Here is a 12295-nt window from a genome sequence, read left to right as displayed (position 1 = left end):
CGGCTCACCAGGAGCCGTGCGCCCTTTTGCTGCGCAAATAAACCGGGCATTTACGGCATCTGATACTAAAGTGGCGTCGTGCCCCGTCAATTGGGAGATCTGGAAGACGCCGTGATGACACGGGTCTGGCAATGGAACCGCCCGGTCACCGTGCGGGAAGTCCTTGAGGACCTCCAGCAGGAACGCTCCATCGCCTACACCACCGTCATGACGGTAATGGACAATCTCCATCAGAAGGGCTGGGTGCGCAGGGAAGTGGACGGCCGCGCATATAGATATACGGCGGTGTCCACACGTGCCGCCTACTCGGCCGCACTCATGAACGAAGCATGGTCGCGCAGTGACAACCCCGCGGCCGCCCTCGTCGCGTTCTTCGGGATGATGTCCGCCGAGCAGCGCGAGGCACTCAAGGACGCCATGAGGATCGTTCAACCCGACCGCTCCGGCACCGCGACGGCGGACGAACCGACCGCGGAAGCGGGCCGGGAACCGGGCGGGGAAGCGGACCGGGAACCAGGTGCGGAAGCGGGCCGGGAACCGGGAGCGGAAGCGGCCGGAGAACCGGCCGATGGGGCGGCGCCGGACGCCGGGCGATAGCGTCGGGGTATGTCCTCAGACCTTCCGCCCGCCGAATCCCGTACCGCACCGCAGGCCGAAAAGACGGCCATCACGGTCCGACGCGCCAGGACCAGCGATGTGGCGTCGGTCCGCCGTCTCCTCGACGGGTACGTACGCGAAGGCATCCTGCTCGACAAAGCGACCGTGACGCTTTACGAGGACATCCAGGAGTTCTGGGTCGCGGAACGCGACGAGGACGCCCGGGTCGTGGGCTGCGGCGCACTGCACGTGATGTGGGAAGACCTCGCCGAAGTGCGTACTCTCGCCGTCGACCACGGCATCAGGGGTGCCGGGGTCGGCCATCAAGTGCTGGACAAGTTGTTGCGGACCGCCCGTTGGCTGGGTGTGCGGCGGGTTTTCTGTCTCACCTTCGAAGTGGACTTCTTCGCGAAGCACGGCTTCGTCGAGATCGGGGAGACACCGGTCGACGGAGATGTCTACAGCGAGCTGCTGCGTTCCTATGACGAGGGCGTAGCGGAGTTCCTGGGGCTCGAACGAGTGAAGCCGAACACCTTGGGCAACAGCCGGATGCTTCTGCATCTGTGACCGACATCTGTGGCCGTCTCAAGAAGGCGGAACCCTATGTCCGAATCGCGCACGTTTCCCGTCTTCCCGTGATCCTGAACCTCTCCCGGGGGTTTGTGTTTTCCGGGGAAAAGCGGTTTCCTTTCCGCGTACTGCATTTTCGATGAAAGGGAATCCAGTGGCACAGAAGGTTCAGGTCCTTCTTGTCGATGACCTCGACGGCGGCGAGGCGGACGAGACGGTCACGTTCGCTCTCGATGGCAAGACGTACGAGATTGACCTCACGACGAGCAACGCGGACAAGCTCCGTGGTCTTCTTGAGCCGTACACCAAGAGTGGCCGGCGCACCGGCGGCCGTGGTAAGGGCCGCGCCGTTACCGGTGGCAACAAGGACACTGCCGAGATCCGTAAGTGGGCCCGCGAGAACGGCCACAATGTGAATGACCGCGGCCGCGTTCCCGCCGAGATCCGCGAGGCTTACCGGAAGGCCAACGGCTGAGTCGTCGGCCCAGCCGTCGATGGCCCCGTTCGGGTATGCGTCAATCGGGCCCGGTGGCATTCCGTCGCCACCGCGTCCACCAGCCGTACGAGATCGGGAGCATCCTCACCCCTGCTCCCGAGGCCGGCGAGAGCCGGGAGCGCCGCGCCCTCCTCGTGCCGTGGCCCGGGGGGCCGCAGCCACGTGGCGGCCCCCGGCGGGCCCGCCGTCCGTCCGGGCGGCACCGGCGCGGTGATCCGGCCGCCCGCGCCGATGGCGGTCAGTGAGAGGGCGACGCCCCGCCACTCCAGCCAGTCGAGCAGGCCGGGCAGCTCCTCGGCGCTCCCCGCCGCGACCAGCAGGCTCATCCGTGCCCCCGACAGCGCCACCGGGCCCGTTCGGTCCAGCCGCCGCAGCGCCGCGTGACCGGCGGCCGCGGGGACCTGGAGCACGTCGAACCCCAGCCCGGTCAGCAGCCGCACCGGCGCGGTTCCCGCCGTCGCCCAGCCGAGCTCGCGTTCGTACCACTGCGCCCAGCGGGCGCCCTCACGGCCCTCCTGCCCGATGTCGGTGGACGGCATGGAGGACGGGGCGGCGATGACCATGCCGGATGAACGTTCCGGGCGCCCGCCTGGTTACGCGGAGTCGGCGAACGGGCACGCACCGTGTCCATGATGGGGGCGCAGGGGCGCATTCGGGAGCGGCAATGTGTTCGCCCGTAGCGGAGGGAACCGGTGCGCGCCGCATGGACTGTCTGTAATTGCGGGTAGGACATCCCTAGTGGTGAGGGGCGACACGCGGGTTCGGGCATCTCCCGTTCGCCATCGGCGTACTGGCGAAAGGCGTATCTGCCTGGCCTGCGGGAACATCGTCTCGCACCATCGGGTTGGAGAAGTTGTCAGCGTTCGGGGCAGGAGGCCAAGGACGGTGTCGGCAGTTGGAATGAGCGGTCCCCGCTTGCGGGACTAAGCTGCGGAAGGACAGGGAGGGGACCGACCCCTAACTGCCTGACCGCTCTGAGGAGCGATTAACGATGTTCGAGAGGTTCACCGACCGCGCGCGGCGGGTTGTCGTCCTGGCTCAGGAAGAAGCCCGGATGCTCAACCACAACTACATCGGCACCGAGCACATCCTCCTGGGCCTTATCCACGAGGGTGAGGGTGTCGCCGCTAAGGCCCTGGAGAGCCTCGGGATTTCGCTCGAGGCGGTCCGCCAGCAGGTGGAGGAGATCATCGGCCAGGGCCAGCAGGCCCCGTCCGGGCACATCCCCTTCACGCCCCGGGCCAAGAAGGTCCTGGAGCTGTCGCTCCGTGAGGCCCTTCAGCTCGGCCACAACTACATCGGCACCGAGCACATCCTGCTCGGCCTGATCCGCGAGGGCGAGGGCGTCGCCGCCCAGGTCCTCGTGAAGCTGGGCGCCGACCTGAACCGGGTGCGGCAGCAGGTCATCCAGCTGCTCTCCGGGTACTCGGGCAGCAAGGAGGCGGCTACCGCGGGCGGCCCCGCGGAAGGCACCCCCTCCACGTCCCTGGTGCTCGACCAGTTCGGCCGGAATCTCACCCAGGCCGCCCGCGAATCCAAGCTCGACCCGGTCATCGGGCGCGAGAAGGAGATCGAGCGGGTCATGCAGGTGCTGTCCCGCCGTACCAAGAACAACCCGGTTCTCATCGGCGAGCCCGGCGTCGGCAAGACGGCGGTCGTCGAGGGCCTGGCGCAGGCCATCGTCAAGGGCGAGGTGCCCGAGACCCTCAAGGACAAGCACCTCTACACCCTCGACCTCGGCGCGCTGGTCGCCGGTTCCCGCTACCGCGGTGACTTCGAGGAGCGCCTGAAGAAGGTCCTCAAGGAGATCCGCACCCGCGGCGACATCATCCTGTTCATCGACGAGCTCCACACCCTGGTGGGTGCGGGCGCCGCCGAGGGCGCGATCGACGCCGCCAGCATCCTCAAGCCGATGCTGGCCCGCGGTGAGCTCCAGACCATCGGTGCCACCACGCTCGACGAGTACCGCAAGCACCTGGAGAAGGACGCCGCGCTGGAGCGCCGCTTCCAGCCGATCCAGGTCGCCGAGCCGTCGCTGCCGCACACCATCGAGATCCTCAAGGGTCTGCGCGACCGCTACGAGGCCCACCACCGCGTCTCCATCACGGACGAGGCGCTGGTCCAGGCCGCGACCCTGGCCGACCGGTACATCTCCGACCGCTTCCTGCCGGACAAGGCGATCGACCTGATCGACGAGGCCGGTTCCCGGATGCGCATCCGCCGGATGACCGCGCCGCCGGACCTCCGCGAGTTCGACGAGAAGATCGCCGGCGTCCGCCGCGACAAGGAGTCCGCGATCGACTCGCAGGACTTCGAGAAGGCCGCTTCCCTCCGTGACAAGGAGAAGCAGCTCCTCGCCGCGAAGACCAAGCGCGAGAAGGAGTGGAAGGCCGGCGACATGGACGTCGTGGCCGAGGTCGACGGCGAGCTGATCGCCGAGGTCCTCGCCACCGCGACCGGCATCCCGGTCTTCAAGCTCACGGAGGAGGAGTCCTCCCGCCTGCTCCGCATGGAGGACGAGCTGCACAAGCGCGTCATCGGGCAGAAGGACGCCATCAAGGCCCTCTCGCAGGCGATCCGCCGTACGCGGGCCGGTCTGAAGGACCCGAAGCGCCCCGGTGGTTCGTTCATCTTCGCCGGTCCGTCCGGTGTCGGTAAGACCGAGCTGTCCAAGACGCTCGCCGAATTCCTCTTCGGTGACGAGGACGCGCTGATTTCCCTCGACATGTCGGAGTTCAGCGAGAAGCACACGGTTTCCCGTCTCTTCGGTTCGCCCCCCGGCTACGTGGGCTACGAAGAGGGCGGCCAGCTCACCGAGAAGGTGCGCCGCAAGCCGTTCTCTGTCGTTCTCTTCGACGAGGTCGAGAAGGCCCACCCCGATATCTTCAATTCCCTGCTCCAGATTCTGGAGGACGGTCGCCTGACCGACTCCCAGGGCCGGGTCGTGGACTTCAAGAACACGGTCATCATCATGACGACCAACCTCGGTACGCGGGACATCTCCAAGGGCTTCAACCTGGGCTTCGCCGCCCAGGGCGACGTCAAGACCGGCTACGAGCGGATGAAGAACAAGGTCAACGAAGAGCTGAAGCAGCACTTCCGACCCGAGTTCCTCAACCGTGTCGACGACACGGTCGTCTTCCACCAGCTCAGCCAGGAAGACATCATCCAGATCGTCGACCTGATGATCGCCAAGGTGGACGAGCGCCTGAAGGACCGCGACATGGGCATCGAGCTCAGCGCGGAGGCCAAGACGCTCCTCGCCAAGAAGGGCTACGACCCCGTGATGGGCGCCCGGCCGCTGCGCCGGACGATCCAGCGCGAGATCGAGGACATCCTCTCGGAGAAGATCCTCTTCGGCGAGCTGCGCCCCGGTCACATCGTGGTCGTCGGCACCGAGGGCGACGGCGACGAGAAGAAGTTCACCTTCCGCGGCGAGGAGAAGACGGCACTGCCCGACGTCCCGCCGATCGAGCAGGCCGCGGGCGGCGCGGGTCCGAACATGTCGAAGGACGTGTGAGGCCGCCGCTGAGCGCCTGACCGCCTGAGCGGAAGCAAGCAGGGGCCCGGGCCCCGGACCGTACGCAACGGTCCGGGGTCCGGGCCGTTTTCGGGTACGGGGCGGGGCGGGGTCAGATCACGGTGACCTGGCAGTCGGGCAGTGCCTCCTGGAGCAGGCAGAGCTCGGCGCCACCGGCATGACTGGGTGACACGAGCAGCAGCTGCTTCAGAGCGGGGAAGACCCGGGGGATCTGCTCCAACCCGAACGCGTCGTCGTTTTGGTTGAGCTCCAGGACCTCCAGGGAGGGCACGGGCCGTTCCGGCCTGAACTCCGTGGCGGACGGCAGACGCAGGGCGAGGCTGGTTACCTGCGGAGCCCGCCGGAGGGCGGCAAGCAGCGGTCGGACCGGGGTGGGAGCCCACAGCTCCAGCCGACGCAGGTTCGTCCAGCCTTCGAGTGTGTCGATCTCCAGAAGGGGCGCCTGGTGAATGCCCAGCAGGCTCAACTGAGGGTGGGCCGGGAGCTGGGAGAGCTGCCCGGCGGTCAGGTGGTTCAGCCAAAGGGAACGCAGTTCCCTTGATGCTGTGGCGGCAAGCGAGGTGCCGGAGAGATGAGTCATGTCGAGGTCGACCGACTCCAGTGAGGGAAGCCCGGTGAGCGCGCCGAGATCCTGTACGGCGGGGCATCGGCTCAGCGTCACGGATTCGAGACCGACGCAGCCCGTCAGGAACGAAAGGTCGGTCGGACTCGGATTGTCCTGAATCTCCACGGCGGTCCACGGACCACCGTGCAGGGCTGCGTGCAGGGCGGAGACGGAGTGTTCTCCCGTGATCATCGGGGTTCTGGCGGACGGCAGATCGCCTAGTGCCACCAGCTTCTCCGGAGTGTTGAGGACCAGAGATCTATAGGGCAGGTCGAAAGAGGAAAGTACCTCTCGGGCGTATATGCGTATCGGGTACTTGTCCCAGCTGGCCGCGAAGACGAGCTCGAGCTCCGGGTGGGCGAGGGCCCAGCGGCGGGCATGCGGCACGGCTTCCGCTCCGCCGATCTCGTTGATCAGATCGATGAATCGCCGGAGATCTACGTCGTCGGTCACCTGAGCCGGGTCCGGCAGGTGGACCAGGGCGGCTGGCCCGAGTCGAGCGAGCACCTTGACGGCCTGGTAGTCGTGGGGCGGGAAGAGCGCCCCGACGGCCGCGTGGACCCTTTCCCGGGTCGGTTCGTCGAGCCAGGTGGCGTGCTGGGCGCAGAGGGCGGCCAGGACGGCGATCTCGTCGTGCGTGACGGTGTCGGCCGGGCCGGGTACGTGGTCGAGCAGGCCGTTGACCAGGACGGGGTGGTCCCGGCGGTCGCAGTGGCCGGCGGCGAGCAGGATGACGTCGTGCCAGTTCCGGGAGCCGGCCCGGATGAGGAGTTCGCGCAGCTGGTCGCCCTCGACGAACTCCTTCGCGGCGAGGAAGTCCTGGAAGGTGCGGTGGGCGAACTGGTAGGTGTCCTCGGCGCGCTCCTGGAGGACTCCGCTGCGGTTGAGCAGGTGGTTCAGGATCGTGCCGGACGAGCCCTGGGAGCTCAGCCGTGCCATGCCGGGCAGGGCGCGTTCCAGCTGGCGCAGCGCGGCGGCGCGGTCCAGCTCCGACTGGTTGCCCCGGACCAGCCAGATCGCGATGCGCTGGAGGAGCTGGGCCTGTTCCGCCGGGCTCATCGTGATGCCCTCGGGGGCGTCGATCCTGCGCTGTTTGTCGCGGTCGCCGAGCAGCATGGTGAGGGCCGAGTCGTACAGGCTCCAGCGGGTCTCCGGCAGGAGGCCCTGGCGGCGGCGGTGCAGGGCGCAGATCACGGCGCAGAGCAGCGGGGTGCGGGCGAGGTCGAGCAGGGTGCGGTTCTGGGCGAACTGCTGGACCAGGTCCCGCTCCAGCGTGCCGAGCGTCTCGTGGTCGTCGTCGTCCAGCCGGGCGGCCCGGTGCCAGGCGGCGACGAACGCCTCGATGTCCCGGTCCCCCATCGGCAGCAGCCGCAGTTCCTCGAAGCCCTGGGAGTCCAGCCAGCCCGACTCGACGGCGAGCGGGCGCACCGTGACCACGCAGCGGATGTCCGGGTAGCGGTCCAGGAGCCGGGAGAGCCACTGGTGGGCCTGCTCGCGGTCGTCGGCCGGGACCTCGTCCAGGCCGTCGACCAGCAACAGGCCCCGGCCGGACTCCAGTACCCGGCCCACCCACCCCTCGGGCGCCCGGTCGACGACCAGCCGGGCGGCGTCGGGCAGCTGGGCGGGGGAGGGGAAGGTGCCGCCCTCGGCACGCAGGGTGCGCAGCGGTACGACGAACGGGACCAGCCCGTTGAGCGCGCCCAGCTCCGGGCTCAGGGTGCCGGACGCGGCGTGTGCGGCCAGCCACCACAGCAGGGTGGTCTTGCCCGCGCCCGCGTCGCCGCGCAGCAGGACCCGGGGCCGGTCGGGGAGGAGGGTGTCGATCCGCTGGGGCGGGCCGGGGAGGCCGACGGCTCCGGGGCCGTGGTGTGCGGGGTGCCGCTGGGCCTCCAGGCTCAGGTACGCGGTGTCCAGGTCCCATTCGGATTCGCGTCGGCCCAGCTCGTCCAGGCCGAAGATCTTCGTGCGGCGGTACGCGGCCCCGAGCGCCGCCGCGTAGTCCTCCTCGTACCGGGCGTCCCGGGGGAAGCGGCCGTGCACCGGCTCGTGGCGCAGGGGCGTGCCGGTCTGCTCGTAGACCAGCCGGAACGGTTTCGCGGCGAGCAGCGGGGCGAGCGGTACGCACTCCACGCGCCGGCCCTCGCGGTGGAGGGGGAGCTGCCGGGCGATGCCGATGAGGACGTCACCGGCGAAGACGGGGCCGCCGGACAGGCCGCGCAGCGCCTGGGCCCGTGCGTCGTTCGCCAGGGGCGGGCCGTCCAGTTCGCAGACCAGCAGGCCGCGCGGCTGTCCGGCCGTCGGCAGGGCGGTGGCGGTGTACTGGTCGGACTCCAGATGCCGCTCGGGGCCGTACCGCTGGATGTCGGGGAAGCCGGTGATCTCGCAGCCGGGGACCGCGTGCCCGGTGTGCAGGACGCCCAGGCGTGCCGGGACGACCGGGAGGACCGGTTCGGCCGCGAGCAGGAGGGCGGCGTCGAGGTCGTGGTCGACCCAGGCGGCCGTCGCCTCCGTGCTCCCGGCCCGTCGGGGGTGGGCGACCGTGGTGCGGCCGCCGCCCCGGACGACATGGGCGCAGGTCAGGACGAGACGCTCGGTGAGCAGGACGCCGCTGCCCTGGACGGCGCCGCCGCCGAGGACGACGACCGTGCGCGCCGTGATGCTCACGGTCGGGGTGTCCCACCGCCGAAGCGGGCCGTGCTGCCCGGGTCGTCGTTGCCGATCCGCCAGGCTCCGCCGGTCGCGGCGTCGTGCGGCTTGAGCGTGAAGGCGACCTTGTGGGTGCGGCCGGTCGCGCGGGAGGCGTCGGCGCCCGCGTCGACCACCCAGGCCCTGACCCGGCCGCCGCCCTTGATCTCCTTGCGGAGTTCGAGGGTGAACTCCATCTGGATGTCGCCGACCTCGAAGGCCAGCGGACGGCCGGTGGCGCGGCTCGCGGCGTCGATGAGCTGGTTGCGGATCGACTCGACGGCATCGGCGAGCTCGATCCCGTCCATGTCGCTGGTGCCCGCGTCGTCACTGGCCATGGCCTGCGTCCCCCCGGAGTGAGCTGGTCCGGTCACCCTAGTCAGCGGCCGGGCCGAAGGTCCCGGGAAGGGTGCGGTTTCGGCCTGCCGGCGGTGACAAGCCGCACAGCCCGTTCCGGGCCTACTAGTGGCGGTAGGAGGGGTGGGGCGGGTGATCGCCGCCTGTCCCGGACCGGTGTCCGGCAGGTCCGGCGGTGGCTCGGACGGCGTGAAGCGCGGCGGATTCCCGAGAGGCCGGATACGGCTTTTGTTCGTAGATGGGGGGTTTGAACCCTGGCCGGGGTGCGGGTTACCAAGGGATGGCCAGCCCGGCCGACCGCCGGGTCCAGTCATCTACGGAGGTTCTCCGCATATGTCGAAGCGCGTTTCGTTCCAGCACTCCCGTCGCCCGTCCCTGTCCCGTGTCCGCGGCGCCGTGATGGCGGCCGGTCTCGGTACGTCGATGGTTCTCGGTGTGGGCGCTGCGTTCGCGGCCGGTTCGGCGGGTGCCCCCGGCAGCGCGGACCATCTGACCGGCGCCGGCGCGGCCCGGTCGATCGCCGAGCAGGCGTCCGTCCAGGGCAGGATCGCGGCCGAGAAGGCCGCGGTGGCCAAGAAGGCGGCCGCCGCGAAGAAGGCCGCCCTGAAGAAGACCCACGGCTGGTCCGCTCCGGTGAACCGCTACGAGCTGAGCGCGAGCTTCGGCAACGACGGCAGCCGCTGGGCCCACAAGCACTCCGGCCAGGACTTCGCCGTTCCGGTCGGTACCGAGGTCGAGGCCGCGCACAACGGTGTCGTCGTGAAGGCGGGCCCGAACGGCGGCGGCGACGGTCCGGCGTACGGCAACGCCGTCGTGATCAAGCACGCCAACGGCACGTACTCCCAGTACGCCCACCTGTCGAAGATCGACGTCCGGATCGGCGAGACCGTGCGGACCGGTGACCGGATCGCGCTCTCCGGCAACACCGGCAACTCCAGCGGCCCGCACCTGCACTTCGAGATCCGGCGCACCGCCGACTACGGCTCGGCGGTCAACCCGGTCCACTTCCTGCACCGCGAGGGCGTGCGCGTCTGACCGGACACGCACCGGACACGCACCGGGCGGCGCCCCTCACACCTCCGTGGGGTGCGCCTGGGTGACCAGATCGATGGCGACCTCCAGGACGGCCTTGCGCTTCTCCTCGGGGTCGCCTTCGACGTCCTTGAGGGCGAACAGCCCCGCGTGCGTGGAGATGAGCGCGGTGAAGCAGCGCACCTGGTCGGTCAGTGAGGCGCCCGGCTCCTGGAGCAGCCCCATCAGGGCGATCACGCGCTCCTTGATGGTCACGCCGATGCTGAGGTCCCGTACGGCCGCCTGGTTCTCCTGCATGAAACGGAAGAGCGGGGCGGCTTCGGTCAGCGCCTCGCTGTAGCGGCTGAGGAGCTCCTTCTTGGTCTCCAGCGTGCGCGGCTGCTCCTGGCCCCAGGCGACCAGCTCCTCGACCGGCCGGTTGAGGTCCTCGAAGATGCCGACCAGGATGTCTTCCTTGGTCTTGAAGTGGTAGTACAGCGCCGCCTTGGTGACCTCCAGCCGCTCGGCGATCTCGCGGAGCGACGTCTTCTCGTAGCCCTGCTCGGCGAAGAGTTCCAGGGCGACGTCCTGAATGCGCTGGCGCGTGTTTCCACGGCGCTGCTGCGGTGTGCGGCCCATGAGAGCTCTCCTCAAAACTTACTTGACGCCCGGCTAGTTACGGGTCTACTTTCCCCAGTGTAGTTACTAGCCGGGCGGCAAGTAAGTCCCCGGCTCGCGCCGGGAAGCGGGCCCGTGCCACGGGGCCGGGGGAGTGGGAACGATGACTGATCTGAAGAAAGCGCCAGGCGGGGGCGGGGGGCCGGCCGTCGCCGACCGGGCGGGCGCACAGCCCGCGGGGCCGCAGCGCAGCGTCCGGGTGGTGATGTTCGCCCTCATGATCACGATGCTGCTGGCCATGCTGGACAACCTGATCGTCGGTACGGCCATGCCGACGATCGTCGGTGACCTCGGCGGGCTGGCGCACCTGTCCTGGGTCGTCACCGCGTACACCCTGGCCACCGCCGCCTCCACGCCCATCTGGGGCAAGCTCGGCGACATGTACGGGCGCAAGGGCGTCTTCCTCACGTCCATAGTGATCTTCCTGGTCGGCTCGGTGCTGAGCGGCATGGCCCAGGACATGGGCCAGCTGATCGGCTTCCGGGCGGTCCAGGGGCTCGGCGCGGGCGGCCTCATGGTCGGCGTCATGGCGATCATCGGCGACCTGGTGCCGCCCCGCGAGCGCGGCAAGTACCAGGGCATGATGGCCGGCGTCATGGCCGTCGCCATGATCGGCGGACCGCTGGTCGGCGGCACCATCACCGACCACCTCGGCTGGCGCTGGAGCTTCTACATCAACCTGCCGCTGGGCGCGGTCGCCCTCGCCATGGTCACCGTCGTACTGCACCTGCCCAGGCGCGAGGGCGCCAAGGGCAGGATCGACTACCTCGGGGCCGGGCTGCTCACCCTCGGCATCACCGCGATCGTGCTGGTCACGACCTGGGGCGGTTCGGAGTACGCCTGGACCTCGGCCGTGATCATGGAGCTCGCCGCGATCGGCGTCGTCGCACTCGTCGGCTTCGTGTTCGTCGAGACGAAGGCGGCGGAGCCGATCATTCCGCTGCACATCTTCCGCAACCGCAACTTCACCCTGATGTCCGTGATCGGCTTCATGTCGGGCTTCGTGATGTTCGGCGCGGTGCTCTTCCTGCCGCTGTACCAGCAGTCCGTCCAGGGCGCCTCGGCGACCAACTCGGGCGTGCTGCTCCTGCCGATGCTGCTGTCGATGATGGTCGTCTCGCTCATCGCCGGACGGGTCACCACCAGCACCGGCAAGTACAAGATCTTCCCGATCCTGGGCTCCGTGCTGATGGTGAGCGGCCTCTACCTGCTGTCCCGGATGGACGTCGACACCACGCGGCTCACCTCCGGCGTCTACATGGCGGTGCTCGGGGCGGGCATGGGCTTCCTGATGCAGATCACCATGCTGGTCGCGCAGAACAGCGTGGAGCTGAAGGACATGGGCGCCGCCTCCTCCTCGACGACCCTCTTCCGTACGCTCGGCAGTTCCTTCGGCGTCGCGATCATGGGCGCGCTGTTCACCGGGCGGGTGCAGGACGAGATGGTGGCCCGCGGCGGCGGGGCGGCCACCGCGAAGTCCGCGCAGCTGGACGCGGCGAGCCTGGCGAAGCTGCCGGACGCGGCGCGCGAGGCGTACCAGTTCGCGGTGGCCTCCGGCACGCACATCGCGTTCCTGGTGGGCGCCTCGGTCGCGGTGATCGCGCTGGTGTCCTCGGTCTTCGTCAAGGAAGTGCCGCTGCGCGGCGCGGGTCCGGCGCCCAAGCCGGTCGCCGAGGCCGTCTGAGGCCGGCGCGGGTACGCGGAGCGCGTACGGAGAAACGAAGAACGGGAGGCTCCCGGGCGCACGCCCCGGGAG

10 protein-coding genes are annotated in these 12295 nt (G+C 69.3%); 6 read left to right on the top strand and 4 right to left on the bottom strand.

Annotated features, from left to right (window positions below; translation table 11 throughout):
- Positions 1-78: 78 nt before the first annotated feature.
- The 3 genes from ACFCV8_RS32550 (at position 79) to ACFCV8_RS32540 (ending at position 1642) form a co-directional block, all read left to right on the top strand.
- The gene (locus ACFCV8_RS32550) at positions 79-597 is read left to right on the top strand and encodes a BlaI/MecI/CopY family transcriptional regulator (protein ID WP_376689098.1); all 519 of its coding nucleotides are present in this window, start codon (positions 79-81) and stop codon (positions 595-597) included.
- Between the two features lie 9 nt (positions 598-606).
- On the top strand, positions 607-1164 hold the full coding sequence (locus tag ACFCV8_RS32545; protein WP_376689097.1) for an amino-acid N-acetyltransferase: 558 nt from the start codon (positions 607-609) through the stop codon (positions 1162-1164).
- A 157-nt stretch (positions 1165-1321) separates the two neighbouring features.
- Positions 1322-1642, top strand: coding sequence for an Lsr2 family protein (locus tag ACFCV8_RS32540; RefSeq protein ID WP_352275508.1), 321 nt, complete (start codon positions 1322-1324; stop codon positions 1640-1642).
- Here the strand turns inward: ACFCV8_RS32540 and ACFCV8_RS32535 are convergent.
- Complete coding sequence (locus ACFCV8_RS32535) at positions 1621-2202, bottom strand: SCO3374 family protein (protein WP_376689099.1); 582 nt, start codon at positions 2200-2202, stop codon at positions 1621-1623. The genes ACFCV8_RS32540 and ACFCV8_RS32535 overlap by 22 nt on opposite strands.
- A 452-nt stretch (positions 2203-2654) precedes the next feature.
- Here ACFCV8_RS32535 and ACFCV8_RS32530 point away from each other — a divergent pair, with 452 nt between their 5' ends.
- On the top strand, positions 2655-5183 hold the full coding sequence (locus ACFCV8_RS32530; RefSeq protein ID WP_376689096.1) for an ATP-dependent Clp protease ATP-binding subunit: 2529 nt from the start codon (positions 2655-2657) through the stop codon (positions 5181-5183).
- 112 nt (positions 5184-5295) lie between these two features.
- Here the strand turns inward: ACFCV8_RS32530 and ACFCV8_RS32525 are convergent, their stop codons facing one another.
- Both ACFCV8_RS32525 and ACFCV8_RS32520 read right to left on the bottom strand, forming a co-directional pair.
- Positions 5296-8472 (bottom strand): NACHT domain-containing protein, encoded by a 3177-nt coding sequence (locus ACFCV8_RS32525; protein WP_376689095.1) that lies wholly within the window; start codon positions 8470-8472, stop codon positions 5296-5298.
- A complete protein-coding gene (locus ACFCV8_RS32520) occupies positions 8469-8831 on the bottom strand; it encodes a trypco2 family protein (RefSeq protein WP_376689094.1) in 363 nt (120 codons plus the stop codon). The genes ACFCV8_RS32525 and ACFCV8_RS32520 overlap by 4 nt, the downstream gene beginning before the upstream one ends.
- A 352-nt stretch (positions 8832-9183) precedes the next feature.
- Here ACFCV8_RS32520 and ACFCV8_RS32515 point away from each other — a divergent pair, with 352 nt between their 5' ends.
- On the top strand, positions 9184-9885 hold the full coding sequence (locus tag ACFCV8_RS32515) for a M23 family metallopeptidase (RefSeq protein WP_376689093.1): 702 nt from the start codon (positions 9184-9186) through the stop codon (positions 9883-9885).
- Between the two features lie 36 nt (positions 9886-9921).
- Here the strand turns inward: ACFCV8_RS32515 and ACFCV8_RS32510 are convergent, their stop codons facing one another.
- Positions 9922-10500, bottom strand: coding sequence for a TetR/AcrR family transcriptional regulator (locus tag ACFCV8_RS32510; protein WP_376689092.1), 579 nt, complete (start codon positions 10498-10500; stop codon positions 9922-9924).
- Between the two features lie 142 nt (positions 10501-10642).
- On the opposite strand from ACFCV8_RS32510, the gene ACFCV8_RS32505 reads away from it, so the two are divergent.
- Positions 10643-12223, top strand: coding sequence for an MDR family MFS transporter (locus ACFCV8_RS32505; protein ID WP_376689091.1), 1581 nt, complete (start codon positions 10643-10645; stop codon positions 12221-12223).
- The last annotated feature ends 72 nt before the right edge of the window (positions 12224-12295 follow it).

Origin of the sequence: Streptomyces sp. NPDC056347 (genome assembly GCF_042262625.1) — a bacterium.
Classification (GTDB): domain Bacteria; phylum Actinomycetota; class Actinomycetes; order Streptomycetales; family Streptomycetaceae; genus Streptomyces.
Note: the sequence above shows the minus strand (reverse complement) of the source record. Positions and strands in the feature narration are given on the sequence as shown.

What these genes read in the sequence shown, in the direction of transcription:
- ACFCV8_RS32545 (WP_376689097.1), top strand. Translation starts at nt 607, where the DNA reads ATGTCCTCAGACCTTCCGCCCGCCGAATCCCGTACCGCACCGCAGGCC.
- ACFCV8_RS32535 (WP_376689099.1), bottom strand. Translation starts at nt 2,202, where the DNA reads ATGCCGTCCACCGACATCGGGCAGGAGGGCCGTGAGGGCGCCCGCTGG.
- ACFCV8_RS32530 (WP_376689096.1), top strand. Translation starts at nt 2,655, where the DNA reads ATGTTCGAGAGGTTCACCGACCGCGCGCGGCGGGTTGTCGTCCTGGCT.
- ACFCV8_RS32520 (WP_376689094.1), bottom strand. Translation starts at nt 8,831, where the DNA reads ATGGCCAGTGACGACGCGGGCACCAGCGACATGGACGGGATCGAGCTC.
- ACFCV8_RS32515 (WP_376689093.1), top strand. Translation starts at nt 9,184, where the DNA reads ATGTCGAAGCGCGTTTCGTTCCAGCACTCCCGTCGCCCGTCCCTGTCC.
- ACFCV8_RS32510 (WP_376689092.1), bottom strand. Translation starts at nt 10,500, where the DNA reads ATGGGCCGCACACCGCAGCAGCGCCGTGGAAACACGCGCCAGCGCATT.
- ACFCV8_RS32505 (WP_376689091.1), top strand. Translation starts at nt 10,643, where the DNA reads ATGACTGATCTGAAGAAAGCGCCAGGCGGGGGCGGGGGGCCGGCCGTC.